This window comes from Serratia sp. TMDUHS_CL (assembly GCF_037137105.1).
Classification (GTDB): domain Bacteria; phylum Pseudomonadota; class Gammaproteobacteria; order Enterobacterales; family Enterobacteriaceae; genus Serratia; species Serratia nevei.
The window spans coordinates 159,352-185,010 of record NZ_JBBBDV010000009.1; the positions used below are offsets into that span (position 1 = coordinate 159,352).

Sequence of the window (25,659 nt, forward strand, 5' to 3'; positions counted from 1 at the left end):
CTTAGTTAAGTGCGGAGGCGATAGGGTTCATGGCGACGGCTTTCGCGTCGACCGGCATGCCCGGCATAAACACTTTCTGCATGCCGTCGACGATCACCCGATCGCCGTTTGCCAACCCTTTCTGCACGATGCGCAATCCTTCGGCCATGCGGCCCACGTCGATGTCGCGGCGCTGCGCCTTGCCGTCTTTATCGACGATGTAAACGAACTTGCGGTTCTGGTCGGTCATCACCGCTTTATCGTCGATCAGCATGGCGTTGAACTCGGCGCTGCCGGGCATCTGTACCCGGGCGAACAGCCCCGGCGTGAAGCGGCGCTCGCGGTTGTCGAGCAGGGCGCGCATGCGGATGGTGCCGGTCCCGGCGTTCAGCTGGTTATCGGTGAAATCCACCAGCCCCTGATGCGGGGTGCCGTCTTCGCCCACCAGGCCGACTTTCACCGGCAGGCGCGCGTCGTGCCGGCCCTGCTGCTGATAGCGCAGGAAGGTGGCTTCATCCACGTCGAAATAGACGTAGACCTTGTCGAGCGACACCAGCGTCGTCAGCACGCTGGCGCTGTCGCCGGTGGTGACCAGGTTGCCGGCGGTGATCATTGCGCGGCTGGCGCGCCCGTCAATCGGCGCGGTAACGCGGGTAAAGTCGAGATTCAGCTGCGCCATGTCGAGCTGGGCCTGCGCTGCTAGCACGTTGCTTTGCGCCTGCGCGGCGGACGACCGGCGCTGCTCCCAGACTTCTTGAGAGATGGCCTGAGTGCCGATCAGTTTCTCGGTGCGCGAGGATTCGCTGCGCGCCAGGGCGGCCTGGTTGCGTGCCCGCACCAGCTCGGCCTGCGCCTGTTCGCGCGCGGCGCGGTAGGTGCGATCGTCGATGGTGAACAGCACCTGGCCTTTCTTCACCTCGTCGCCTTCGGTGTAGTTGACCCGCTCGATGTAGCCGGAGACCCGTGGGCGCAGCTGCACGCTTTGCACCGCTTCGACCCGGCCGTTGAAGGCATCCCATTGGCTGATGGGCTTGACCACCACGCTGGCGGCGCTGACCACCGGCGGCGGTGGCGGGGCGTTATGCGCGACGCTGTTGTCGCACCCGGCGAGCAGGGTGGCCAGCAGCGCCACCCCGGAGAGCCGCTGGCCCAGAGCGACGGCGCGCGTGCGGCCGCCGGCGTTGAACGATGAGTTTGGTTGATTTGCCATTATTTTTATTCCGATAAGTAAGCGCGGTCAGGCCCCATACCCGGCCCTGTTCTCCGGGATTCGCCCCCGCGCCGGCGTGCGGTGAGGGGGCGGCTGCGCCCAGCAGCGGCGCAGCGTTAGGTTTTGAAACACATTGGTGTCACATTAATGTATCAATATCGGTTACATTAATTGGGTGGAGTATAGTGGCGGCTTTCTGGTAAATGCAATAATAAAAATTGCATTTAAAGCGAAACTGTTGCAACGTATGTGCATCGGGCAGAGGGTGACCCTGCCGAATGATGGGAGCATCAGCATGAACACTACGGGCTTTATTACCGATTTGAAGGCGTGGATCGACAACAATCTGGAAGAGAAACTGGATATCAACACCGTGGCGGACCGCGCGGGCTATTCCAAATGGCATCTGCAGCGCATGTTCAAACGCCAGACCGGCTACGCGCTGGGGGAGTATATCCGCATGCAAAAACTGAAAGTGTCGGCGGAGCGCCTGGCCAACAGCGGCGAGCCTATCGTCAGCGTGGCGATTTCGCTCGGCTTCGACTCACAGCAGTCATTCAACCGCAGCTTCAAACGCCAGTTTGGCCAAACGCCGGGCGACTGGCGCCGCGCGTTGGCGCAGCCGGCGTCTATGGGGCGCACGCACCACTGAGCGGTTGGGCAGTGGGGATAAAAAAGCCTGAATTTGCGTTCGGGCTTTTTTGTCTTTACCCGTGGGGATTCAAAAGTTGTCGCAACTGCCTGACTTCGCCACCGTGTCGCTGTCGCGGCAGAATATGCGAATCGCCTCGTTGAGGGAGTTTGAACGAGAAGGCGTCCAGTAGTTTTCAATGACCAGGTAGCGAACGGTGTGCTGGCGGGAGTGGAAGCCAAGGACGTCAAATATGCCTTCAATAGCGGCAAGTACAGGGTTCGACGAGTCGATTTCATAGCGAATATCGACGATGGCCGCCTCCGGCGCCATCCAGGTGCGATTGGAAAGCGGCGGCACGCGAAACTTGAATGAGGAGTTCGCGGATAGGCGCTGGCCATCGAGCTCTTTAAATTCTGCGGCGGGAACATAGCTCTGGTTGCCGCCCGGCAAGGTAATCTGCCCTTTTTCGTCGCGGGTGGCATACACATCCTCGGTGACTTTGTAGATCACTTGCTGGACGTCGGGGGGAATGATGCGGAAGGATTTTACGGTACGATCCGAAGGCGTGTCGTTTGTCAGTTGGAACTCATAGGCTCTTCCGACGGATTGAACGAAAGCTAATGAAACGCTGCCGGCGAAATACTGATAGGCGGCGCCCAATATCGCCACGAGAATCCCAGAGCCTACCAAAAATGCCGATACTTTCGCCAAACGGTTATTCGATTTTTCTTTAACGGGGCCTGTCTTTGGCCGCGGGGCATTGCCTTTCTTCTTACGCGCCACGTTTCTCCCTTGCATTACGCATTGGCCTATCTTTATGAGGGCATTATGGTCGACAGCTTATGCCGCTGTCGAGAGGCTCCCTCCCGGTCGGTGCGTTATGCAAACAAAAAAGCCTGAACTTTCGCTCAGGCTTTCTCGTTAGAATATGGCGGTGAGGGAGGGATAGATTCGCTGCGCTCACCCTGCGGGCCGCCGTTGGCGGTCCAAAACGCAGGCGTTTTGTCGAACCCTGTCGAGGGTTCTCACCCTCCCGGTCAGTGCGCCATGCATACAAAAAAGCCCGAACTTTCGCTCAGGCTTTCTCGTTAGAATATGGCGGTGAGGGAGGGATTCGAACCCTCGATACACTTTCGCGTATACACACTTTCCAGGCGTGCTCCTTCAGCCACTCGGACACCTCACCATATTTTTTTGTTGCGAAATCATCGCTGCAACGGGGCGCTACTATAGGGAGTGGGGCCGATCCGGTCAAGAATAATTTCTGTGTTTTTGTTCGTCCGCTCAAGCCGTGCGCACTTTGCTGAAAACTGCGGCGAACGGCAGGGCAGATGTCATGAATGGGCGAGAAAATCAGCGGTAAGGTTCGTGGATAACCGGCGGAAATGAGAATCGCGGTCGCAGAGGGGGGGGAGATGCGCAGTGCACCATGCAAAAAAAAGCCTGGGCGCGAATCCAGGCTTTCTTTTTAAATTTGGCGGTGAGAGAGGGCTTGATTCGCTGCGCTCACCCTGCGGGCCGCCGTTGGCGGTCCAAAACGCAGGCGTTTTGTCGAACCCTGTCGAGGCTTCTCGCCCCTCTCGGCGGTGCACCATGCAAAAAAAAAGCCTGGACGCGAATCCAGGCTTTCTTTTTAAATTTGGCGGTGAGAGAGGGGTTCGAACCCTCGATACACTTTCGCGTATACACACTTTCCAGGCGTGCTCCTTCAGCCACTCAGACACCTCACCGTTTTGTTGCCGAAAACGCGTTGCGCTGTCGACGGGCGCTAATTTAGGAGAATCTGATCTCAGCGTCAACCCTCTTATTTCATTCTCATGACTGTTTAGCCAAACTTGCAGCAATTTGCTGATTTACCGAACGATATTCCCACTCGCGGCCGCCGGCGGGCAGGGCAGGCAGCGGTTGGAATCCATGAAAGACGATTGTTTGACCTTTTTCTATACAGTTAGCTCAATATGTCGCCAATGAGATTGGGTTGTTTGCTGTTATATGCATTAATACTGGATTATTAGTCAGATGTGTCGCTAAATGGAATCATGTCGGCGCGGCGTTTTTGGCAAGGAACATCACGACGCCGCGCAGATTGCCGGGTGACAGGCCGGCGATATCGCAGACAGGGACAGACTCATTACATAATAATGCAGTAGAGGTTCGTTTTGACTCCTTCAGATGCCATGCCGGCGCCGCAAGCGCGCCATGCCATTCCCCCCGGTGCGGGGGCACTGTTCTTCATCCAGATCTTCGCCACGCTCGGCTTCGCCGTGCTTTACTCTACGCTGGTGCTGTACGCCACCAAGCGGCTGGGCTTTAACGAAAGCAGCGCCAACGCCATGATGGGCGTGTTCGGCGCCTTCAACTATGGCTTGCACATGTTCGGCGGTTACCTCGGCGGTAGATTCCTCAGCAACCGCAATCTGTTCGTGCTCGGCATGGTGCTGCAGGTGATCGGCTGCGCGCTGATTGCCGTCGCGGGCGTGTGGGGGCTGTACTGGGGGCTGGCGATGTTCCTGACCGGCAGCGGCCTCAACGTTACCTGCATCAATATGATGCTCACCCAGCGTTTCAAGCCGGACGATGATCGGCGCGAATCGGCGTTCCTGTGGAACTACGCCGGTATGAACCTCGGGTTCTTCGTCGGCTTTACCGTCGCCGGGTATTTCCAACTGACGGAAAACTACCGCGCGCTGTTCCTGTTCGCCACGCTGGGCAACGCGGCGGCGATCATCGTCGCTGTCTGCCGCTGGCGCATTCTGGCGGATCTCAATACCCCGCTGCACGACGCCAGCCGCAGCCAATACCGTTGGCGCATGCTGGTCGGGCTGGCGGTGCTGGTGGCGCTGGTGCCGATTATCCGCGTGATGCTGACCCATGCCGAGTTCAGCGGCCACTTCGTGATCGTGCTCGGCGCGCTGATCTTCCTGATGCTGTGCGTGGTGACGCTGCGCCACCATCCGCGCGATGAGCGCCGCAGAATGGCGGCCTATCTGATCCTGGCGCTGGGCTCGCTGGTGTTTTGGGCGCTGTACCAGCTGGCGCCGATGGGGCTGATGCTGTTCTCCGAGCACAACATCAACCTTAACGTTTACGGCATTCAGGTGGCGCCGCAGTGGATCCAGAACATCAACACGCTGGTGATCGTGGTGGGCGGCCCACTGCTGGCCTGGTGGTTCAACCGCCTGCGCGCTCGCGGTTGCAACATCGACATTCCGCTGCAGTTCTCCGGATCGCTGTTCTGCATCGGTTTGGGCATGCTGGTGCTGCCGCTGGGTATCAGCATGGCGGGCGGCGACGGGCTGGTGGCATTCAAATGGATCGTTATCAGCTATGTGCTGCAAAGCGTCGGTGAATTGATGATCTCGCCGATCGGCTACGCCATGATCGGCAAGCTGGCGCCGCCGCGCTATCAGGGCGTGATGATGGGCTGCTGGATGATGGTGACCGGCGTCGCCTCGGTGCTGGCGGGCTACGTCTCCGGCCTGATGCCGGAAAACAGCGGCAGCACGCCGCTGCAAACCAACCCCGGCTACAGCGAAATCTTCAGCGCGCTGGGCTGGGGGGCGACGGGCGTTGGCGTGGCGATGCTGATTTTAATTCCGCTGCTGCGGCGCCTTATCCGGCGCGACGGCCCGTCCGCCGCCTGATTGGCTAACATGCACAACAGCCCCACTGGTCGGGGCTGTTTTTATTTTGGGCTTTAACGCTTGCATCCGGCGGCGAATCGCGGAAGGCTGGAGGAAAACCAATAAAAACAAACGGGAGCCCGCAGTATGAACATCATTTATTACCACCCCTTGTTTAACGCCCAGGAATGGCTGGCCGGCATCAAGCAACGCCTGCCGCAGGCCGAGATCCGCGAGTGGCAGCGTGGCGACGAGCGGCCAGCCGATTACGCGCTGGTGTGGCGCCCGCCGCACGAAATGCTGGCCAACCGCCGCGATCTGAAAGCGGTGTTCGCCCTCGGCGCCGGCGTTGACGCGATCCTCGATCAGGAGCGAAAGCACCCCGGCACGCTGCCCGCCGGCGTACCGCTGCTGCGGCTGGAGGATACCGGCATGGCGCAGCAGATGCAGGAATATGCGCTGAGCTATGTGCTGCGCTATTTCCGTCGTTTCGACGAGTATCAGGCGCTGCAGCAGCGGCAGGAGTGGCAGCCGCTCGATCCGCACTCGCTGGATGATTTTACCATCGGCATCCTCGGCGCCGGCGTGCTGGGGCAGAGCGTGGCGCGCAAGCTGACCGAGTTTGGCTTTAGCGTGCGCTGCTGGAGCCGCAGCGCCAAACAGATCGATGGCGTGCAAAGCTTCGCCGGGGAGGCGCAGCGCGCGGCCTTCCTCGACGGCGTCAAATTGGTGATCAACCTGCTGCCCAATACGCCGGAGACCGTCGGCATCCTCAACCGCGAGCTGTTCGCGCAGTTGAGCACGGGCGCCTATCTCATCAACATCGCGCGCGGCGCGCATCTGGTGGAGGCCGATCTGCTGGCAGCGCTGGAGCAGGGGCAACTGGCCGCTGCCACGCTGGACGTGTTCGCCCGCGAGCCGCTGCCGCAGGATCATCCGTTCTGGCGTCATCCGCGTGTCACCATTACCCCGCATATTGCTGCCATCACGTTGCCGCAGCAGGCGATGGATCAGATCGCCGCCAACATCCGCGCGCTGGAGGCGGGGCATGCCCCGGCCGGCGTGGTCGACAGGCAGCGGGGTTACTGATCCTTCAGCCGCCGTTCGGTAACTGATAAGCTGTTATCGTCATCGCGCCTGCCCGTACCTTTGCGGGCGGGCCCTCTGGAAGGAGAAACAATGTACCCCGTTGATTTGCATATGCACACCGTCGCCAGCACCCACGCCTACAGCACGCTGCACGATTACATCGCCGAAGCCCAGCAGAAGGGCATCAAACTGTTCGCCATCACCGATCACGGCCCGGACATGGCCGATGCGCCGCATTACTGGCACTTTATGAACATGCACGTGTGGCCGCGCCGGGTGAACGGCGTGGGCATCTTGCGCGGCATCGAAGCCAACATCAAAAACCTGCAGGGCGACATCGACTGCACGGGCCCGATGTTGACCGCCACCGACGTAATCATCGCCGGTTTCCATGAGCCGGTGTTTGCGCCGCAGGATAAAGCGTCCAATACTGAAGCGATGATCGCCGCAATGGCGCAGGGGGACGTGCATATCATCAGCCACCCCGGCAACCCGCGCTACCCGATCGACATTCCCGCCGTCGCGGCGGCGGCGGCCAAATACGAGGTGGCGCTGGAGCTGAATAACTCGTCGTTCACCCACTCCCGCAAGGGCAGCGAGGCCAACTGCCGGGCGATCGCCGCCGCGGTGCGCGATGCCGGCGGCTGGCTGGCGCTGGGCTCGGATTCGCACGTCGCCTTTTCGCTGGGTAACTTTGAGCACTGTGAGCGCATTATCGAAGAGGTGGGCTTCCCGCAGGAGCGCATTCTCAACGTCAGCCCGCGCCGGTTGCTGGACTTTCTCGAGCGGCGCGGCAAGCCGGCGATTGCGGAATTGGCCGATTTGTGACATCGTCCCGGCAAAATTTTCCGTATTGTATAAGGCATTATCATGAATGAGTTTTCCATTGTCTGCCGCGTGCTGGGTACGCTGTTCTACCGTCAGCCGCAGGATCCGCTGCTGGTGCCGCTGTTCGCGCTGATCAAAGAGGGCAAGCTGCAGCAACATTGGCCGCTGGAGCAGGATGACCTGCTGAAGCGCCTGCAGCAGGGCTGCGACGTCAACCAGTTGGCGACCGACTTCAACGCGATGTTCGTCGGCAGCGAATGCAGCGTGTCGCCGTTCCGCTCCGACTACGTCGAAGGTGCCAGCGAGGCGGAAGTGCGCACCTTCCTCCAGCAGCGCGGCATGCCGCTGGCGGAGGCGCCGGCCGACCATTTCGGCCAGCTGCTGCTGGCGGCGTCCTGGCTGGAAGATCAGTCGCAGGAAGATGAAGCGCAGGCGCAGATCGCGCTGTTCGACGAGTTTCTGCTGCCGTGGTGCGGCCGCTTCCTCGGTAAAGTGGAAGCGCACGCCACCACCGGTTTCTACCGCACGCTGGCGCTGATGACCCGCGACGCCATCCAGGCGATGCGCGACGAGCTGGCGGAGTACGAGCAGGACGACGAAGCGGGCGACGAAGAAGCGTAACGCTGCAGCTCATCCCGGCGGGCCGCCCGGCCCGCCGATCCGCTAAACACAGGTTTGCATCCCCCAGACGTAAATTGACAAAAGATCCCCTAATCTGGCGGTTTACCGTCGGTTCGGCCGCGCCTGCGCGCCGCGCTTTTTCACGCAAGGGGTAGATGATGAAAAGTAACTGGATGCAGCAGATTCAAACGTTGATCGGGCAGAAGGCCGGCGCGATGGGCGGAGCAGAAGGCATCGGCAAGCTGCTGGCGCCCACGGCGCTGGGCGGCCTGGTCGGCGTGCTGTTGGCCAACAAATCCTCGCGCAAGCTGGTGGGCAAGTTCGGCAAGAATGCGCTGATCGTCGGCGGCAGTGCGGCGGTGGGGGCGGTGCTGTGGAACAAGTACAAGCAGCGGGTGAAGGAGACCCATCAGGGCGAACCGCAGTTCGGTTTGCAAACCACCCCGGTGGATCTGCGCGCCAAACGCCTGGTGCAGGCGCTGGTGTTCGCCGCCAAGAGCGACGGCCATATCGATGCCGACGAGCAGCGCGCCATCGATCACAGCCTGGCGCAGCTGCAGGTGGGGGAGGAGGCGCAGAGCTGGGTGCAGGAAGCGCTCGATCAGCCGCTCAACCCGGAATTGATCGCCCGCAGCGTGCAAAACGAAGACGAGGCGCTGGAGGTTTACTATCTGAGCTGCCTGGTGATCGACGTCGATCACTTTATGGAGCGCGGCTACCTCGATGCGCTGGCGCAGGCGCTGAAGATCCCGGCGGACGTCAAGCAGGGCATCGAGAGCGACGTCAACGAGAAAAAGCGCGAGCTGGCATAGCGCTGCTTGGCAAGCCGGGGGGAATCGTGTCACTCTTGCCGCAATCTATGTAAGCGGATGATTTAGCAATGATGACCCCACCGAAAGCGGAAAAACGCCCTTATCCCATCACCATCCACGGCGACACGCGCGTGGATGACTATTACTGGCTGCGCGACGACGAGCGCGCAGACCGCCAGGTGCTGGACTACCTGCAGGCGGAGAACGCCTACACCGATGCGATGCTGAAACCGCAGCAGGCGCTGCGCGAAACCCTGTACGAAGAGATGGTGGCGCGCATTCCGCAGCAGGAACATTCGGTGCCTTACGTGCGCCACGGCTATCGCTATCAGACGCGCTATGAGCCGGGCAACGAATACGCGATTTCCGTGCGCCAGCCGCAGGCCGAGAGCGAGCACTGGGAGGTGCTTATCGACGGCAACCAGCGCGCCGAGAACCACGAGTTTTACACCCTGGGCGGGCTGGACGTCAGCCCCGACAACCAGCGGCTGGGGGTGGCGGAGGATTTCCTGTCGCGCCGCCAGTATGACATTCGCTTCAAGAACCTGGCCGACGGCAGCTGGGCGGACGAAGTGCTGGAGAACACCTCCGGCAGCTTCGAGTGGGCCAACGACTCCTCGACGGTGTACTACGTGCGCAAGCACGCCAAGACGCTGTTGCCGTATCAGGTCTATCGCCACGTGGTGGGCAGCGATCCGCAGCAGGACGAGCTGATTTACGAAGAGCGGGACGATACTTTCTACGTCGGGCTGGAGAAGACCACCTCCGAGCGCTTTATCCTGATCCACCTGAGCAGCACCACCACCTCGGAGATCCTGCTGCTGGACGCCGATCGTGCGGACGCCAAGCCGCAGCTGTTCGTGCCGCGCCGCAAGGATCATGAGTACGCCATCGATCACTATCACCAGCATTTCTACATCCGCTCCAACAAGGACGGCAAGAACTTCGGCCTGTACCAAAGCGAACAGGCGGACGAAGCGCAGTGGCAGACGCTGATCGCCCCGCGCGCCGACGTGATGCTGGAGGGCTTCAGCCTGTTCCGCGACTGGCTGGTGGTGGAGGAGCGCAGCGCCGGCCTGACGCTGCTGCGCCAGATCCACTGGCAGACTGGCGAAGAGAAGCGCATCGCCTTCGACGATCCGACTTACACCACCTGGCTGGCGTATAACCCGGATCCGGAAACCGCGCTGCTGCGCTACGGCTATTCGTCGATGACCACCCCGACCACGCTGTACGAGCTGAACATGGACAGCGGCGAGCGGACGATGCTCAAACAGCAGGAAGTGAAGAACTTCACGCCGGAAAACTACCGCAGCGAGCGAGTGTGGGTGAAGGCGCGCGACGGCGTCGAGGTGCCGGTCTCGCTGGTGTATCGCCAGGACAGCTTCCAGCGCGGCGCCAACCCGCTGATGGTGTACGGCTACGGCTCCTACGGCAGCAGCATGGATCCGGCGTTCAGCGCCAGCCGCCTGAGCCTGCTCGATCGCGGTTTCGTGTTCGTGCTGGCGCACATTCGCGGCGGCGGCGAGCTGGGGCAGCTGTGGTATGAAGACGGCAAGCTGTTCAATAAGCAGAACACCTTCAACGATTTTATCGACGTGACCGAAACGCTGGTCGCCCAAGGGTACGGCGACGGCAAGCGGGTGTTCGCCATGGGCGGCAGCGCCGGCGGCCTGCTGATGGGGGCGGTAATCAACCAGGCGCCGCAGCTGTTCCACGGCGTGGTGGCACAGGTGCCGTTCGTCGACGTGGTGACCACCATGCTGGACGAGTCGATCCCGCTGACCACCGGTGAATACGACGAGTGGGGCAACCCGAACGAGCAGGCCTATTACGACTACATCAAGCAGTACAGCCCGTACGATCAGGTGAAGGCGCAGGCATACCCGCATCTGCTGGTGACCACCGGCCTGCACGATTCGCAGGTGCAGTATTGGGAGCCGGCCAAGTGGGTGGCCAAGCTGCGCGAACTGAAAACCGACGATCGGCAGCTGCTGCTGTATACCGACATGGATGCCGGCCACGGCGGCAAGTCCGGGCGCTTCAAGGCCTATGAGGATATTGCGCTGGAGTACGCCTTCATTCTGGCGCTGGCGGAGTAACGGCATTCGGCGGGCGGCCTCTGTGCCGCCCGCCGTGTTAGCCAATCAGATAGTATTTCAGCGTGTGCTTCATGTCCGGGCTCAGATCGTCGATGGATTTCAGCATCCAGCGCAGATAGCCGGGATCTTCCTGGGCGATGCGATCGATCTCCTGCCCGCGATACTTGCCGAATTTGAACTTCTTCAGCAGCACCGGTTGTTCGGTGATCTGCACCATTTGCTCCGGCGTCCAGCCCGAATCCTTGATGATGCGTTGCAGCAGCGCGGCGGTGACGTAGCAGTCATACAGCGCGCGGTGCGGATACAGCGTGGCGTCTGCCGGTAGCTGCACATCCAGGTTCAGCGCATAGCGCAGATATTGGTTGCCGTACTTGATGTCCGGATACAACGTGCGCGCCAGCTTGAGGGTACAGATCCAGGCGCCGTTCATCTCCGGCAGCACGCCGCGATCGAAAGCGGCGTTGTGCGCCACGTAGTAGGGGCTGCCCTGATAGCGGCCGATCGCCACCGCGATGCGCGGTTTGCCTTCCACCATTTGCTCGGTGATGTGATGAATCGCCATCGCGTCGAGGCTGATGGGGCGATCCGGGCTGACCAGATCGCTCATCGGGTTGGTCAATTGACCGTCGAGCAGATCGAGGGAGGCCACTTCCACCACGCCGCCATCCAGCCCGCAGGTCTCGGTATCTATTACGCGTAACGTCATGTTTTCCTCCGCGTTGCCGTCAGCCCTCAGCTTAACCGGCACAGGCGGCCGTGCCAACCGTCGGAAGTCTTGTCGGCGATGATCAGACTTGAGGCGTCATCCGGCGCGGCAACCAGGAGCTCTCCCGTGTTATCCCAGATGGCACTGCGGCCTGCCGGGATCCAGCCACCGGTCGGTGCCGCATGGTTGGCCATCAACGTGACCATACCGTAACGTCGGGCATAGTCTGCCAGCGCGGCGCTGTCTTTCGCGTAACCGGCTTCAGATACCAGCACGCCGGCGGCATAAATGTGCGCACCCGCCCGTGCGGCGGCGCTCGCGTGCCCGGGCTCCGAAGTATCGGCACAGATAGCCAGCGCGATGTTGTGGTGATGGAGTTCCAGCAACGAGCCGCCCTCACCGGGCGAGAAGTATTGCTGTTCCGCGCCGTGCAGATGCTGTTTGGTATAGGTAGTCAATGCGCCGTTGGGGTGAAAGATCAAGGCGGCGATATGCAATGCCGGGCCACTGCGCAAAGGCGCGCCGACGATGATCGTCATCTGCCGTGATTGCGCCGCTGCACTGAGCGGCAGCAGGCGAGGATCGTCCAGCGTCAGCGCCAGTTCGGCAGCATTGGCCAACTCATAGCCGCTCAGCGACAGCTCGGGAAAAACCAGCAGCTGCACCTGCCGATCGGCTGCCTGCGCAACAAATTCAAGGTGACGTTCAAGGTTGCAGGCGATATTGGCTGCCGCAGCGGAGTATTGGGCGGCGGCAAGGGTGAGGCAGGACATCGGTCATCTCTCCAGTGAGGCAATAAAAAACCCGCCTTGGCGGGTTTAATGACGGATGGAAGGACGCTTACTCACCAGACGGATGCGCTTTTTTGGCGCGTTTCTCCGCACGTTTCTCAGCTGGGGTTTTCAACGGCTTCTTCTTCGCATTCTTTTTGCTATCCATTCCCTTACTCATGATGGCCTCTCGTTACCTATGATTGGGTGGCTTGCTCAGCCATTAACCGCCTAAAGCCAAGAGGATGCAAGCGGCAAAGTGCAGGTTTAGATTAACCGGCTGTTTGCGCATGAAATTTTGTTTTTGGATGACCGGGTGCTAAAAATAAATATTATGTTATAATGTTACACTTTTGGTGTTGGGAGAGCGCAATGACAGTCATGACGTTACCGGATGCGCAGCAACTGCTGGCCATGCCGGATTCTGATTATATGAACTCGGTTCAACGGGCGTTTTTCCGCCAGCTGCTGCAGGATGAGCGGCAAAAGCTGCTGCTGCACATTGATGAACTGAAAAAAGAGATCGACGGCGGTGAAGCGACGGGCGATGAAGCCGACAAGGCGGCGCGCGAAGAGGATCTGCGCCTGCTGTTCCGCCAGTTGGATCGCGAAAGCCGCCTGCTGCCGAAAATCGATGCGGCGCTGGCGCGATTGCAGAACGGCGAGTACGGCTACTGCCGGGAAACCGGCGAACCTATCGGGCTGGCGCGTCTGCTGCTGCGCCCGACGGCGGAGCTGAGCATCGAGGCGAAAACCGCACAGGAGATGCGTGAGCCGCATATGCGCAAAGGTGGCTAATTGAATCCCACCGGGGGGCGAACATGCCCCTCAACCGATCGGACCTGTGGGCATTTTGCAGGCAGGTCGTTGTGATTTTGAGCAAACGCGCGCCGAGTTCTCGGCGCGCGTTCGAGTTTTCGGGTTTTACCGTTGACCTGCCGGGCGGCTTCCGCTTTGATGAAAGCATGACTCACAGAGAGACGGAAAGCGCCATGGAACAATTACGAGGTTTGTACCCGCCGTTAGCAGCATACGACAGCGGTTGGCTGGACACTGGGGATGGCCACCGGATCTACTGGGAGCTGAGCGGCAACCCGAACGGTAAACCGGCGGTCTTCATTCACGGCGGGCCGGGCGGCGGCATCTCCCCGCATCATCGTCAGCTGTTCGATCCGGAACGCTACAAGGTGCTGCTGTTCGATCAGCGCGGCTGTGGCCGTTCCCGTCCGCACGCCAGCCTGGACAACAACACCACCTGGCATTTGGTGGCCGATATCGAGCGGCTGCGCGACATGGCCGGCGTCGATCAATGGCTGGTGTTCGGCGGTTCCTGGGGATCGACGCTGGCGCTCGCCTATGCGCAGACCCACCCGGAGCGCGTCAGTGAAATGGTGCTGCGCGGCATCTTCACCCTGCGCAAGCAGGAACTGCATTGGTATTACCAGGACGGCGCTTCACGCTTCTTCCCGGACAAATGGGCGCGCGTGCTGTCCATTCTGTCGGATGACGAGCGTAAAGACGTGATCGCCGCCTACCGGCAGCGGCTGACCTCGGCCGATCCGCAGGTGCAGCTCGAAGCGGCCAAGCTGTGGAGCGTGTGGGAAGGGGAGACGGTGACGCTGTTGCCGAGCCGCGAATCCGCTTCGTTCGGCGAGGATGATTTCGCCCTGGCGTTCGCCCGCATTGAAAACCACTATTTCACCCATCTGGGCTTCCTGGAAAGCGATGACCAGCTGCTGCGCAACGTGCCGCTAATCCGCCATATTCCGGCGGTGATCGTCCACGGCCGCTATGACATGGCCTGCCAGGTGCAGAACGCCTGGGATCTGGCCAAGGCCTGGCCGGAAGCGGAGTTGCATATCGTGGAAGGGGCGGGGCATTCGTTTGATGAGCCGGGCATCTTGCACCAGCTGATGATCGCCACCGACCGGTTCGCCGGCAAGTGACGTAAAAAACCCGCCGTTACGGCGGGTTTTTTGTTATTTGACCTTCGGCTCGTACGGCAGGCGCGAAAACCTGTGGGATTCCGCGCGGTAGTACGCCACGCGCTCGCGAAAATAGTCGCGCAGCACTTCCGGCTGCTCACGCTCCACCACTTCCGGGATCACCGGCATGTTGTAGCGCTCTTTGTACGCCACGCCTGAGGCGGCGAGATCCACGTTCACCCGGTCCATCTCTTCTTTAGACAGTTCGGCCAGATTGTAACCCACGCTATGCTCCTTACTTACTTTGCCGCTTTGAACCTGCGCAGAAGGTAATCCACCCGGGGGCGCTTGGCAAGCCCGTTGCGCCGCTGCCGTGGGCGATATTTATCCGGGAGTAATGCAATCTATTTATTCTTTTAAATAAGAATGATTCGCTTTTTGATTAAAATAAAAGATGAAAATAATTATCATGTTAATTCTCAATGTGGTGTTGATATTTTAATTTATTGATATATATGATTTTTATAATTAATGTGATTTGAGTGTAAATAAGGTGTTTTTATTTTCACGGCGGCAGGGCATAATGCGCGGAAATTAAATTCATGACCTGCAAAATAAAAGGAATCATTATGCTGACGCAAGAAATGACTCAAAAGCTGAATGAGCAACTGAATCTGGAGTTCTACTCCGCCAACCTGTACCTGCAGATGAGCGCATGGTGCAGCGATAAAGGCTTTGAAGGCGCCGCCGCATTTCTTAAAGAGCACTCTCAGGAAGAGATGCAGCATATGCAACGTCTGTTCGACTACCTGAGCGACACCGGCTCTCTGCCGCTGCTGGGCAGCATCGCCGCGCCGCCGGTGGCGTTCGAATCGCTGGCGGACGTGTTCCAGCAGACCTACGAGCACGAACAGCTGATCACCCGTCAGATCAACGAACTGGCGCACGCCGCCATGACCGCACACGATTACTCCACCTTCAATTTCCTGCAGTGGTACGTGGCGGAGCAGCACGAAGAAGAGAAACTGTTCAAATCCGTGCTGGATAAGCTGGCGCTGGTGGGCACCAGCGGCAAAGGCCTGTTCTTCATCGACAAAGATCTGAAGAAAATGGGCGCGATGGGCCAGGGCGGCAACGGCCAGGCTTAATCCGCATCAGAAAATCGAAAACCGCGCGCGGGCGAGCCTGACGCGCGGTTTTTTTTACCCTGCGTTTATCGCGGTTATGCGGCGATACGTGCTGCCGGATCGCAAAATGCCAGTGATGCGCTCGACTTGCCGCAGCCTGGTCGTTATGATTTACCGCGATACGCTACAGGGATGGTAGAGTCAAAACAGCGGGTTAGCCGATACAACCCGTTTTTCTGTTTACCCGTGGCGCAATCATTTGCGGTGGGTTGGGGCCGCTGATACATCGCCTTGGCTGTGGCCTTAACCCTTATGACCCTCTTTATACTGTTAAGGGATACCACTGTGATCGGTAAAATTCGTTCCTCCTGTCGCCTGCTTTCCACCGTTTTTGTCCTGTTCGTCGGCCTGTCTTCGCAGCAAGCGCTGGCGCACGCCCACCTGAAAGTGGAAACGCCGAAGGCCGACGCCAGCGTCAGCCTGGCGCCGAAAGCGCTGACCCTCAGCTTCTCCGAAGGCATCGAGCCGAACTTCAGCGGCGTGAAAATCACCGGCCCGGACAACGCCGTGGTGAAAACCGGCAAGCTGCAGCTCGATCCGAACAACAACACCCAGGTCAACGTGCCGATCGAAGGCGAGCTGAGAGCGGGCAAATACAACGTCAGCTGGCATGTGGTTTCGGTCGACGGGCATAAAACCAAAGGCCAGTACAGCTTCACCGTAAACTGATCGTGAGTCTGGCGACCCTGTTCGTTCTGTGTCGCTTGGTGCACTTTGCGGCGGTGATGCTGATGTTCGGCATCAGTCTGTTCACCGCCTTATTGTCACCGCAGCGCCTCTCCCCGATCCTCTCCCGCGATGTGCGCCCGCTGCTGCTTGCCGGCACCTGGATTGCCGGGCTTTCCGCCGTGGCGCTGCTGGCCATTCAAGCCGGGCAAATGGGCGACGGTTGGGAAGACGCCTGGCGGCTGGAGGTCTGGTGGGCGGTGCTCGGCACCACCTTCGGCGAAGTGTGGCGCTGGCATCTGGGCCTGTCGCTGCTGGCGATCCTGAGCCTGCTGCTGCCGGAAAGGCCGCGCGCGCAGGCGTTGGCGCTGTGTTCGGCGCTGCTGCTGGTCAGCCTGGCGTTCATCGGCCACGCGGCGATGCACGAAGGCACGCTGGGCGTGCTGCACCGCGCCAACCATGCGGTGCACCTGCTGGCCGCCGGCTACTGGTTCGGTTGTCTGGCGCCGTTGCTGGTTTGCCTGCGCTACCTGCAGCCGCCGCAGTGGCGCAGCGACGCCATCACCACGCTGATCCGTTTCTCGCGCTGGGGGCACCTGGCGGTGGCGGCGGTGATCGTCACCGGCATCGTCAACAGCCTGATCATTCTCGGCGGTTGGCCGCTCAACCTCGGCTCGCCTTATCAGCGCCTGCTGCTGATCAAAACCGCGCTGGTGGCGCTGATGGTGATGGTGGCGCTGGCCAATCGCTACGCCATCGTGCCGGCAATGAGCCGCGTGCCGGCGCTGGCGCAGCGCGGCGTGGTGCTGGCCTGCTGGCTCGAAGTCGGGCTGGGGATGGCGGTGCTGCTGCTGGTCAGTTTATTTGCAACCTATGCGCCGGTTTGACATTTCGGCTTGCCGCAACCGGGCAAGCTGCGGGAAAATCGACGTGAATAGCAACCTTAAGGCCAACACATGAAATCGGTATTACTCGGCATTACGCTGCTGGCAACCGCGACCGGCGCGCTGGCGGCAGACAAACTGGTAAACATCACCAAACTGGAATACGGCAAACAGTGGGCGTTCACCAAGGAAGAAGTGACGCTGCAGTGCCGCAGCGGCGGCGCGCTGTTCGTGCTCAACAACAGCACTCTGATGCAATACCCGCTCAACGACGCAGCGGAGCAGCAGGTGAAGAAGGGCCATCAGCGCGCGCAACCGCTGGAGGTGCTCCTGCTGGACGACCCTGCCGAACCGGGGAAAAAAATGAGCCTGGCGCCGTTTATCGAACGCGCCGAGAAGCTGTGCGCTGACTAACCGCTTGTTTGCCAACGTCTTGCCCAACGTACGCGGATTGATGCGCATTTGCCGCATAGTTATTTCGTCACGAAACTATCACGCGGCCGCCGGGCGGCTGGCAAAACTGGCGCGGTAGGCTACTCTTAAAGTGCACGGCTGAACAAGCCCTGCATTAAATGCCAACTTTTAGCGCACGGCTCTCTCCCAAGAGCCATTTCCCTAGACCGAATATAGGAATCGTATTCGGTCTTTTTTTGTGTGATTGATTTATAAGGAAATTTCATTTAAGGCACCACCAGCAATCCCCGCTCCTCTTTTCGAGTCATAGCCACCAACCCGATCTCCATCCTTATTCCCCACCCGCACATATCGCTAATTTCGCCGCACCAAAAGTTATTACGTCATTTATGGCGCTGATAAGCTCCGATCATTGCTCCCATCACCGTTAAATGAGAGTGACATTATGGGGAATATCAAAGCATTAGGTGTTGTAAAAGGAAACCAGCGTTGAACGATCGGTTGAGCCAGTTGAAGATGGCGTTGCCCGGCTATCTCGAGGCGTGGCGTGAGGGGGCTTTACCCTCTGACTGGGGGAAGATGGCCAACCCCGAACTGGTTGCCGCCCTGTTGGCGGAGTGGGAGGCGCTAAGCGAATTGGCGTCTCGGTTCGAAACAACCACTGAAACTCCCTCCGATCTCGCCGCGTTTTGGCAGGCGCGTGCTGAGCTGATGGCGCAGCGCAATCTCGAACTCAGTGTCCAACTGGCGACGCCAGTCCGTCTGCCTGGCACGCGGGTAGCCTTTTTTGGCTATGTGAAAACGGCGGTGATGGATGCCAGGCAGGTGAAGGCGGCGATTCGTGATGCCGGTTTTCTCATTGATGGCGATGATAAAAACGACAGCGTACCGTCATGACCGCTGTCCTGTAACGCGTGAGTTTGGAGAATAAACGCGAACGAATAATGTCGCTCCTGTGATACGGAGCAAGGTTCAATTCATCCAGTCAATTTGTTAGGATCGCCTGACCTACATGACTATTGGTGCAGTACATTGAAAATTAAAGCGTTGTTATTTGTTGCGTTGGCCGCGCTGGCCGGCTGCAGCCAGGAGGGAACCTCGATGAATCAGCCCGCGAACGAGAAAGGCGGCCAAACGGAGGTGTTGCTGGTGAACAGCGCGCTGGTGGACTGCGTGGGCGTCGGCCCGATGAAGTGCATGCAGGTGCGCCGTTCCGCGCAGCAGCCGTGGGAGTTGTTCTATACCGGTATCGAGGGTTTCACCTTCGAACCGGGCTATCAGTATCGGCTGAAAGTGCTTGTTACTCCGGTGGAGAACGTGCCGGCCGATGCTTCATCGCTGCGCTATACGCTGATTGAGCAGATGGAAAAGAACAAGGCGTAATGGATCTACCTTGTCACCACCAAATGGCGTTTCATTTGGTGGTGACGTCTTCAGGAAAGTTTGTCTTTTTTCTTTCTTCTGGAGGATTCGAAAGTGGCGAAGGCATGTGCAAGAGCAAACCCCAACGCACAGTAGCGTAGAGGCCAATTTTCTTTGGCCCATGTTTCAGAGTCAGCAATAAACATCGCGTTGCCGTTGGCAAAAAGGGTAAATTGCCAGCAAAGGATTAAAAAGCATATCGTAACCAGAACGACATAACCCTTGGAACCCAGAGGCGGTCTGAAGCCGTATTTCACGGCCAGACAGGCCGCGGCAGCGAGAGTTGAAAGAATATAATATAAAGTCGGTTCCATTACTGTTCCTGGTGATTTTATCTTCCCTGATATTCGACCGAAAAACAGCCACACCATAACGCAACGCCAGAAGCATGATCAACTTTTGCTGATTTGAAGAGGGAAGGCTTGAACGCGCTGAGGGTGCGACGCGTGGCGCGTGGAGGCAGCACGATGCGGAGTTGGGCAACCCTGATCCCTCGACTAAACTGGTCTGTTCACTGCGCTTGTTTTCGCACTTTCTTAAGTATATCGAGAAAATCAGGTATATTGTCCTTCGGTTTTTAGCTACCAAGAAAAAATTACTATGATTATCAAACCTAAAATTCGTGGTTTTATCTGCACCACCGCTCACCCGGCAGGCTGTGAAGCCAACGTCCGTGAGCAAATCGCCTACGTTAAGTCGCGCGGCGAACTGAAAAACGGGCCTAAAAAGGTGCTGGTCATTGGTGCATCCACCGGTTACGGTCTGGCCTCGCGCATCAATGCCGCTTTCGGCAGCGGTGCGGCCACCATCGGCGTATTTTTCGAGAAGCCTGGCAGCGAAGGCAAAACCGGTTCCGCCGGTTGGTACAACTCCGCCGGTTTCGACAAGGCAGCTAAAGAAGAAGGCCTGTACGCGAAAAGCATCAACGGCGACGCATTCTCCAACGAGTGTCGTCAGACCGTGATCGATCTGATCAAAAAAGACCTGGGTCAGGTTGACCTGGTGGTTTACTCGCTGGCTTCGCCGGTGCGTAAGATGCCGGAAACCGGCGAAGTGGTGCGTTCCGCACTGAAGCCGATCGGCGAGCCGTACAAATCCGTCGCGCTGGACACCAACAAAGACGTGCTGGTTGAAGCCGTGGTCGAGCCGGCCAACGAGCAAGAAATCGCCGACACCGTGAAGGTGATGGGCGGCCAGGACTGGCAGCTGTGGATGGACGCGCTGGACGAAGCGGGCGTGCTGGCGGATAACGCGCAGTCTGTCGCTTACTCCTACATCGGTACCGATCTGACCTGGCCAATTTACTGGCACGGTACGCTGGGCAAGGCGAAAGAAGATCTGGATCGCGCGGCACACGCCATCAACCAGAAGCTGCAGGCCAAAGGCGGCGCGGCTTACGTTGCGGTGCTCAAGTCGGTAGTGACTCAGGCTTCCTCCGCCATTCCGGTAATGCCGCTGTATATCTCCATCGTGTTCAAGATCATGAAGGAGCAGGGCATTCACGAAGGCTGCATCGAGCAGATCCAGCGTCTGTTCGCCACCAAGCTGTACAGCGGTGCGGCGCCGGACACCGACGAGAAACACCGTCTGCGTCTGGATGACTGGGAGCTGCGCGACGCCGTGCAGGAAACCTGCCGTGAAATCTGGCAGCAGCTGAACGACAACAACATCAACGAACTGACCGATTACCAGGGCTACAAGGCGGAATTCCTGCGCCTGTTCGGCTTTGGTCTGCAGGGCGTTGACTACGACGCCGATCTGAGCGGCGAAGCCAACTTCGATGTGATCGAGCTGGTCTAAGCGCGTCGAGCGGTCAAACAAGGTCGGGTTAGCCCGGCCTTTTTTATTGCACGCGAATTATCGGGTGGCTAAGCGAAAATGTTTATTTCAGGTTAATAGGTTAACCAGGTGATTAACATCGGCGGGCGGCGTTGAAATAACGACGGTTATTAAACTAAAGAAAGTCATTTTTTTATTTACCCTTGCCGCCGGCTGCGGGTATTTTATTTCCTTTAAGGAGAAAACGATGACATGGCGTTATTGGGCCCCGGCATCGTTATTGTTGTTGAGCGCTTGCAGCGCGATTCAGCCGACGTCAACGTCCCCAGACTGGTCTCAGCCGCAGCCTGCCACGCGGGAGCAGCGGCAGCGCATCATGGCGGGCGAGTCCGCCTCCTCGGTATTGCACGAAGGAAATGTCGGCATTGGCGGCACCTTCGATGGGTCGAAAATATTCGATCGTTAAGCCGCTAAATATATTCAGCCAAATTAATGCGCGCATTCTGTCGATATTGTCGGAGGGTTTACCTTTCCTACGCTATTCTGCCGTGGCCCGACCATTTATTGCGTTAGCAGACAATTCGTTTTCCTTATAGGGAACTGCCGGTTTATTTCGGTGTAATCAAAGGAGTTGCCCATGGCGAAGGACATGGCCGCGATCTTTCTCTTGCTGTTGCTGCCGCTAAGCCAAAGCGCCGGCGCGGCGCGCTACGACAGGCAATGTGAAGGCGTGTCGCCGGTGCTGTTTCAAAAGCGGCTGAAAGCGCTGGCGCAGGATCTGCGGCAGGAAATGAGCGAGGAAGCGCCACCGGCAGAGCGCGATGCGGAAGAGCTGGCGCGGCTGGCGGAGTGCGGTATCGAGCCCGGCAAAGCGCCCGTCACCGGCGGGCAGCGCGCGCCCCGTTCAGAGGAAAAGCCGCCGGCATCGCCGAACGGTTGTTGAGCCGGCGTGCGCGCAGAGTAAAACGATGTAAAAGGAATCATTAATGAAAAGGATAGTGTTGGCCGGCGCGGCCTTGTGTTGCGCCAGCTTCGCGCAGGCGCGGGTGGATTTGGAATACCATGCGGCGGCGCCGAAGGACAGCAAGGTCACCGAGGAGTATCAGAAAAAGCGCGACGCATTGCGCCACAAGGTGTGGAATGTCGATAATCTGACGCTGGCCAACGAGCAGGCGATTGCGCGCGAACAGCAGCGCGAGGCGGCAGAGAGCGCCAAACGGCAGCAGCATCACCTGGAACAGCAGGAGAAAAAGCAGCGCTGCCTGCGGAGACACTCGAAAGATCCTCACCGCGAGGCGAAGTGTTACATGCACAGCTTCTAACATTAACCGTCCGGGCGCCATCAGCGCCCGGCGTCGTTTAGGCCGGGCGGCAATGCTCTTTCAGCATGGCGATCGCGTCCGGTTTCAGCTGATACAGATAGACCGGGCGGCCGGTGGCGCCGTACAGAATACGGGTGCCGAGAATGCCGCTCTCCGCCAGATAGATGAGGTACTTGCGGCAGGACACCCGCGAAATGCCGATGGCGTTGGCCAGGTTGTCGGTGGAGAATTCGCTGTCATGCTGCTGTTCGATCCACTCGCACACCGTGCTCAGGGTAATGCTGGTTAGTCCCTTCGGCAGCTTCTTGCTCTCTTGGCCGCCGGGCTGGCGGCGCAGCAGGCTGTCGACGTCGGCCTGCGAAAACTCGCGCTGCGCCAGAATCTGCGACTGCTGCCGGTAGTGGCTCAGCGCCTCCTTGAAGCGGCTGAACTGGAACGGTTTGATCAGATAATCCACCACGCCGTAGTGCAGCGCCTTTTGCACCGTGTTCACGTCGCTGGCGGAGGAGATGATGATCACATCCGTCTTCTCGCCGAGTTCGCGCAGGCCGGGCAGCAGATCCAGCCCGTTCTCCTGCTGCATGTAGATATCCAGCAGCACCAGATCGATGCTGACGCTGGCATCGGACAGCAGGGCGCGCGCCTGGTTCAGGGTGGCGACCGTCGCCTGGCAGTGAAAACCGCTGACCTGGCTCAGGTAGTATTTGTTCAGCTCCGCCACCATCGGGTCGTCGTCGACAATCAGTACGTTAATCATGGGCTCTGCTCTTGGCCTGATAGGGAAGGTGCACGAAAAATTGGGTCAGCTCGCCCGGTTCGGATTCGAAATCGATGCTGCCGCCCAGTTTCTCCAGATGGCTGCGGATCAGCGCCAGGCCAATGCCGCGTCCCGTTCCCTTGGTAGAAAATCCGTGTTCGAAGATGCGCGCGCCGATCGCCGGATCGATGCCGGGGCCGTCGTCGCTGACGATACAGTGTAATTGATCGTCGTGGTGATGGAAGCTCAGGCCGATCTCGTGGCCCTCAACGCCGTCGATGGCGTCGATGGCGTTTTCGATCAGGTTGCCGAGCACGCTGATCAGCACATGGGTGGTTTCCGCGTCGTCGGTTTCCGGCAGCAGGCTGGTTTCCTCGATGGTCAGCTCAACGCCGGCTTCGTGGGCGCGGCTGATCTTGCCGATGAAGAAGCCCGCCACTTCCGGCGAGTGAATCTTGCGCAGCAGCGCGCCGATCTCTTCCTGATAGTTGCTGGCGGTATTGATGATGTAGTTTTCCAACTGCTGGTAGGCCTTCATGTGCAGCATGCCGAGTATCACGTGCAGCTTGTTCATAAATTCGTGCGACTGCACCCGCAGCGCATCGGCGTAGTGCGCCATGCCGCTCAGGCGCTGCAGCAGGCGGCTGACCTCGGTCTTGTCGCGGAAGGTGGCGATGGCGCCGGTCACCTGGCCGTTGACGATCACCGGGACGGTATTGGTCAGCAGTTCGCTGCCGTTGAAGCTGATCTGCCGATCGCGCAGCGGTTTGCCGCTGGCCAGCACCTCCGCCAGATGCAGCTGCGCCGGCCAATGCTTGCTGGCGGCTTCCAGCAGCAGGTTTTCCACCGGGCCGCTTTGGCGCAGCAGGCGCTTGGCCTCGTCGTTGACGATGGTGATGCGGGATTCATTATCGACCGCGATCACGCCTTCTTTAATCGATTGCAGCATGGCGTTGCGCTGTTCGAACAGGTTGGAGATTTCGTAAGGCTCGAAACCCAGCATGATGCGCTTGAGTGCGGAGACCAGGAAGAAGGTGCCCAGGCTGCCGACCAGCGCGGCGAAGGCGATGGTCCAATAGATGATCCAGCGGCTTTCCGCCACCACCCGCTGCACGGTATCCAGCGCGATGCCGAGCGCCACTACGCCGATTTGCTGTTTCTGCGCGTCATACACCGGCACGAACACCCGCAGCGCCGGGGCCAGCGTGCCGCGGTTGATGGCGCTGTTGACGTTGCCTTGCAGCGCGGGCGCCAGATCGTCGCCGATAAAATGCTGGCCGATCAGCCAGGGTTTGGGGTGCGAATAGCGGATACCCTGCATATCCACCACCACCACGAACAGCAGCTCGTTTTGATGGCGCACCTGCTCGGCGAAGCGCTGAATGGCGCCGCTTTGGTCGCGCCGCTGCAGGCCGTCAACCACCGTGCTGGAGAGCGCCAGCGTATTGGCGACGGCGATGGCTTTCTGCTGCAGCTGATCTTGCCCCTCGCGGCTCATCTGCACGAAAAACAGCGCGAATACCACCAGCAGCACCGAAGCGATGATGGCGGACACCATCAGCGTGATGGAGGTGCTCAGCTTGAGCGGCACCCGTTGTTTTGGCATGGCGGTTCTCCGAATGGCGATATCACGGCGTATTCTAGCGAGGAATGAGGCAAGCTGCAGTTACCGGCAGCAGGTTATAGCATGCTGCCGGGGGAGTAGGGGGTTATTTTAGTTACAAAAGCGGGTCACTGCTGGTGGTAGATCTCCAGCGCCTGTTGGCCGCTGGCGCCCTGATGGATGATTGCCATCAACGCGCGCACCACCTGCGACGGATTGCTGTGTTGATAGACGTTGCGGCCGTAAACCATGCCGGAGGCGCCCTGGGCCATCAGCGCGGCGGATTTCTCCAGCACCGGCCCCAGCTCCCCCTTGCCGCCGCCGCGCACCAGCGTCGGGCAGCGCGCCGCTTCGACCACGCGGTGGAAGTCTTCCACGCGTTCGGTCGGGTCGGCCTTGATGATGTCGGCGCCCAGCTCGCGCGCCAGCCGCACCAGCGGCACGATCTTCTCCACGTCGCCGAGCGAGCCGTAGGCGGCGCCCTGGCCGGCTGGGGCCATCACCAGCGGTTCAATCATCAGCGGCATGGCGTATTGATCGCAGGCGTGGCGCAGGCGGCCGATGTTTTCCACGCACTGGCGGAAAATGCCGGGCTCATCCGGGATCATATACAGATTGACCACCACCGCGGCGGCGTCCATTTGCAGCGCCGCGAGGATCGGCGCCTCCGGGTTGTGCAGCACCGCCCACATTTCGCGGTGGCGCGCGGCGTTATAGGCGTTGCCGACGTCGGAGCGCATCACCAGCGCCGGTTTGTCGCGCTGCGGCGCGCGCTGCAGCAGATCCGCCTGGCCGTAGTTGACCTGAATGGCGTCGGGGCGCGCGGCGATCAGGTTGCCCATCACCCGTTCGATATCTTCCAGGCCGATCAAGAAATCCGGTTCGTTGGCGATGCCGTGATCGATCGCCACGTCCAGGCACTTGCCGTTGTTGAACAGGCGGTTCATCCGCACCTTACTGCTGAGCTGCATGTCAGGTCCTCCTGAGATAGGGATATGTCCATTATTGCCGAGTAAGGATGGTCGGGAAACGCGGAAACCGCAAACTGCGTGGCCGCTCGCAGTTTTTGCCGGCGCACGAAAGAGGAACGCTCGCCGGCGGCTTTCATTTCATTTGTTAGATCCGTGTCATGTTTTTGTTAATAAGCCATTCCAAAATGCATGTTTCGCTTGTTTGGGTTAAAAAGTTTCAATAATCTAAATTATGAAATAAAAATTTAAAAACGTGCCGGAGGTGCCGTTTGTTGTGCCAGGGGTTTATTTCAATTGGTTGTTTTTAATCTGTTTTGAGATATTGATCACCATTTTTCCAACGACCTTTATACGG

Annotated in this window: 28 protein-coding genes, 2 tRNA genes and 1 other RNA gene; 19 read left to right on the forward strand and 12 right to left on the reverse strand. The window is 59.3% G+C overall.

Annotated elements, in window-relative coordinates:
* Window position 1: 1 nt before the first annotated feature.
* Window positions 2-1,189, reverse strand: coding sequence for a multidrug efflux RND transporter periplasmic adaptor subunit SdeA (sdeA, locus tag WCL58_RS17385; RefSeq protein WP_193158965.1), 1,188 nt, complete (start codon window positions 1,187-1,189; stop codon window positions 2-4).
* Between the two features lie 295 nt (window positions 1,190-1,484).
* On the opposite strand from sdeA, the gene WCL58_RS17390 reads away from it, so the two are divergent.
* Window positions 1,485-1,841: a helix-turn-helix domain-containing protein gene (locus tag WCL58_RS17390; RefSeq protein WP_004928813.1), complete on the forward strand. Its 357-nt coding sequence runs from the start codon at window positions 1,485-1,487 to the stop codon at window positions 1,839-1,841.
* A gap of 69 nt (window positions 1,842-1,910) precedes the next feature.
* Here the strand turns inward: WCL58_RS17390 and WCL58_RS17395 are convergent, their stop codons facing one another.
* From WCL58_RS17395 to WCL58_RS17410, 4 genes are all read right to left on the reverse strand, one after another.
* Window positions 1,911-2,606: a hypothetical protein gene (locus tag WCL58_RS17395; protein WP_127554731.1), complete on the reverse strand. Its 696-nt coding sequence runs from the start codon at window positions 2,604-2,606 to the stop codon at window positions 1,911-1,913.
* Between the two features lie 146 nt (window positions 2,607-2,752).
* Window positions 2,753-2,872: non-coding RNA, RtT sRNA (locus WCL58_RS17400), on the reverse strand.
* 47 nt (window positions 2,873-2,919) lie between these two features.
* Window positions 2,920-3,009, reverse strand: a tRNA-Ser gene (locus WCL58_RS17405).
* Window positions 3,010-3,463: 454 nt separating this feature from the next.
* A tRNA-Ser gene (locus tag WCL58_RS17410) sits at window positions 3,464-3,553 on the reverse strand.
* 447 nt (window positions 3,554-4,000) lie between these two features.
* Between WCL58_RS17410 and WCL58_RS17415 the strand changes: the two genes are divergently transcribed.
* The 6 genes from WCL58_RS17415 to WCL58_RS17440 all read left to right on the forward strand — a co-directional run bounded on the left by WCL58_RS17415 (window position 4,001) and on the right by WCL58_RS17440 (window position 10,898).
* On the forward strand, window positions 4,001-5,467 hold the full coding sequence (locus tag WCL58_RS17415) for a peptide MFS transporter (RefSeq protein ID WP_049202801.1): 1,467 nt from the start codon (window positions 4,001-4,003) through the stop codon (window positions 5,465-5,467).
* Window positions 5,468-5,593: 126 nt separating this feature from the next.
* The gene (ghrA, locus tag WCL58_RS17420) at window positions 5,594-6,535 is read left to right on the forward strand and encodes a glyoxylate/hydroxypyruvate reductase GhrA (protein ID WP_060419491.1); all 942 of its coding nucleotides are present in this window, start codon (window positions 5,594-5,596) and stop codon (window positions 6,533-6,535) included.
* Between the two features lie 90 nt (window positions 6,536-6,625).
* Window positions 6,626-7,363 (forward strand): phosphatase, encoded by a 738-nt coding sequence (locus tag WCL58_RS17425; protein WP_004928821.1) that lies wholly within the window; start codon window positions 6,626-6,628, stop codon window positions 7,361-7,363.
* A gap of 42 nt (window positions 7,364-7,405) precedes the next feature.
* Window positions 7,406-7,984, forward strand: a complete 579-nt coding sequence (locus WCL58_RS17430; RefSeq protein ID WP_019455786.1) for a TorD/DmsD family molecular chaperone — start codon at window positions 7,406-7,408, stop codon at window positions 7,982-7,984.
* 158 nt (window positions 7,985-8,142) lie between these two features.
* Entirely contained in the window at window positions 8,143-8,796 is a 654-nt protein-coding gene (locus WCL58_RS17435; RefSeq protein WP_060440713.1) for a tellurite resistance TerB family protein, read from the forward strand.
* A gap of 68 nt (window positions 8,797-8,864) precedes the next feature.
* A complete protein-coding gene (locus tag WCL58_RS17440) occupies window positions 8,865-10,898 on the forward strand; it encodes a S9 family peptidase (RefSeq protein ID WP_047727774.1) in 2,034 nt (677 codons plus the stop codon).
* Between the two features lie 37 nt (window positions 10,899-10,935).
* Here the strand turns inward: WCL58_RS17440 and exoX are convergent, their stop codons facing one another.
* Complete coding sequence (exoX, locus tag WCL58_RS17445) at window positions 10,936-11,604, reverse strand: exodeoxyribonuclease X (RefSeq protein ID WP_004928833.1); 669 nt, start codon at window positions 11,602-11,604, stop codon at window positions 10,936-10,938.
* A gap of 26 nt (window positions 11,605-11,630) precedes the next feature.
* Entirely contained in the window at window positions 11,631-12,377 is a 747-nt protein-coding gene (locus WCL58_RS17450) for a carbon-nitrogen hydrolase family protein (RefSeq protein WP_180548404.1), read from the reverse strand.
* Window positions 12,378-12,746: 369 nt separating this feature from the next.
* Here WCL58_RS17450 and dksA point away from each other — a divergent pair, with 369 nt between their 5' ends.
* Window positions 12,747-13,172, forward strand: a complete 426-nt coding sequence (dksA, locus tag WCL58_RS17455) for an RNA polymerase-binding protein DksA (protein WP_033653830.1) — start codon at window positions 12,747-12,749, stop codon at window positions 13,170-13,172.
* Between the two features lie 194 nt (window positions 13,173-13,366).
* Window positions 13,367-14,320 carry a prolyl aminopeptidase gene (pip, locus tag WCL58_RS17460; protein WP_038875880.1) on the forward strand — a complete coding sequence of 318 codons (954 nt, stop codon included), beginning with the start codon at window positions 13,367-13,369 and terminating at the stop codon, window positions 14,318-14,320.
* Window positions 14,321-14,353: 33 nt separating this feature from the next.
* On the opposite strand, the gene WCL58_RS17465 is transcribed toward pip, so the two are convergent.
* Window positions 14,354-14,584, reverse strand: coding sequence for a DNA polymerase III subunit theta (locus WCL58_RS17465; protein ID WP_070914783.1), 231 nt, complete (start codon window positions 14,582-14,584; stop codon window positions 14,354-14,356).
* A gap of 344 nt (window positions 14,585-14,928) precedes the next feature.
* On the opposite strand from WCL58_RS17465, the gene ftnA reads away from it, so the two are divergent.
* From ftnA to WCL58_RS17495, 6 genes are all read left to right on the forward strand, one after another.
* Complete coding sequence (gene ftnA, locus WCL58_RS17470) at window positions 14,929-15,447, forward strand: non-heme ferritin (protein WP_025302449.1); 519 nt, start codon at window positions 14,929-14,931, stop codon at window positions 15,445-15,447.
* 291 nt (window positions 15,448-15,738) lie between these two features.
* On the forward strand, window positions 15,739-16,155 hold the full coding sequence (gene yobA, locus WCL58_RS17475) for a CopC domain-containing protein YobA (protein ID WP_336851425.1): 417 nt from the start codon (window positions 15,739-15,741) through the stop codon (window positions 16,153-16,155).
* Window positions 16,156-16,157: 2 nt separating this feature from the next.
* The gene (copD, locus tag WCL58_RS17480) at window positions 16,158-17,039 is read left to right on the forward strand and encodes a copper homeostasis membrane protein CopD (RefSeq protein ID WP_060440195.1); all 882 of its coding nucleotides are present in this window, start codon (window positions 16,158-16,160) and stop codon (window positions 17,037-17,039) included.
* A 69-nt stretch (window positions 17,040-17,108) separates the two neighbouring features.
* Window positions 17,109-17,450, forward strand: a complete 342-nt coding sequence (locus WCL58_RS17485) for a YebY family protein (RefSeq protein ID WP_025302452.1) — start codon at window positions 17,109-17,111, stop codon at window positions 17,448-17,450.
* A gap of 489 nt (window positions 17,451-17,939) precedes the next feature.
* The gene (locus tag WCL58_RS17490; RefSeq protein ID WP_336851426.1) at window positions 17,940-18,347 is read left to right on the forward strand and encodes a hypothetical protein; all 408 of its coding nucleotides are present in this window, start codon (window positions 17,940-17,942) and stop codon (window positions 18,345-18,347) included.
* Between the two features lie 135 nt (window positions 18,348-18,482).
* Window positions 18,483-18,833 carry a DUF4377 domain-containing protein gene (locus WCL58_RS17495; RefSeq protein WP_060419421.1) on the forward strand — a complete coding sequence of 117 codons (351 nt, stop codon included), beginning with the start codon at window positions 18,483-18,485 and terminating at the stop codon, window positions 18,831-18,833.
* Between the two features lie 50 nt (window positions 18,834-18,883).
* Here WCL58_RS17495 and WCL58_RS17500 read toward each other — a convergent pair whose 3' ends face one another.
* The gene (locus WCL58_RS17500; protein ID WP_049202506.1) at window positions 18,884-19,186 is read right to left on the reverse strand and encodes a hypothetical protein; all 303 of its coding nucleotides are present in this window, start codon (window positions 19,184-19,186) and stop codon (window positions 18,884-18,886) included.
* 286 nt (window positions 19,187-19,472) lie between these two features.
* On the opposite strand from WCL58_RS17500, the gene fabV reads away from it, so the two are divergent.
* The 4 genes from fabV to WCL58_RS17520 all read left to right on the forward strand — a co-directional run bounded on the left by fabV (window position 19,473) and on the right by WCL58_RS17520 (window position 21,973).
* Window positions 19,473-20,672, forward strand: coding sequence for an enoyl-ACP reductase FabV (gene fabV / locus WCL58_RS17505; RefSeq protein ID WP_048322950.1), 1,200 nt, complete (start codon window positions 19,473-19,475; stop codon window positions 20,670-20,672).
* A gap of 226 nt (window positions 20,673-20,898) precedes the next feature.
* Entirely contained in the window at window positions 20,899-21,117 is a 219-nt protein-coding gene (locus WCL58_RS17510; RefSeq protein ID WP_064291234.1) for a hypothetical protein, read from the forward strand.
* Window positions 21,118-21,288: 171 nt separating this feature from the next.
* Entirely contained in the window at window positions 21,289-21,594 is a 306-nt protein-coding gene (locus tag WCL58_RS17515; RefSeq protein WP_060419416.1) for a hypothetical protein, read from the forward strand.
* Window positions 21,595-21,637: 43 nt separating this feature from the next.
* Window positions 21,638-21,973 (forward strand): hypothetical protein, encoded by a 336-nt coding sequence (locus tag WCL58_RS17520; protein WP_060419415.1) that lies wholly within the window; start codon window positions 21,638-21,640, stop codon window positions 21,971-21,973.
* Window positions 21,974-22,010: 37 nt separating this feature from the next.
* Here WCL58_RS17520 and dcuR read toward each other — a convergent pair whose 3' ends face one another.
* The 3 genes from dcuR to WCL58_RS17535 form a co-directional block, all read right to left on the reverse strand.
* A complete protein-coding gene (gene dcuR / locus WCL58_RS17525) occupies window positions 22,011-22,730 on the reverse strand; it encodes a two-component system response regulator DcuR (protein ID WP_336851427.1) in 720 nt (239 codons plus the stop codon).
* Window positions 22,723-24,336, reverse strand: coding sequence for a sensor histidine kinase (locus WCL58_RS17530; RefSeq protein WP_087762339.1), 1,614 nt, complete (start codon window positions 24,334-24,336; stop codon window positions 22,723-22,725). The genes dcuR and WCL58_RS17530 overlap by 8 nt, the downstream gene beginning before the upstream one ends.
* 125 nt (window positions 24,337-24,461) lie before the next feature.
* Window positions 24,462-25,304, reverse strand: coding sequence for a class I fructose-bisphosphate aldolase (locus WCL58_RS17535; RefSeq protein ID WP_336851428.1), 843 nt, complete (start codon window positions 25,302-25,304; stop codon window positions 24,462-24,464).
* Between the last annotated feature and the right edge of the window lie 355 nt (window positions 25,305-25,659).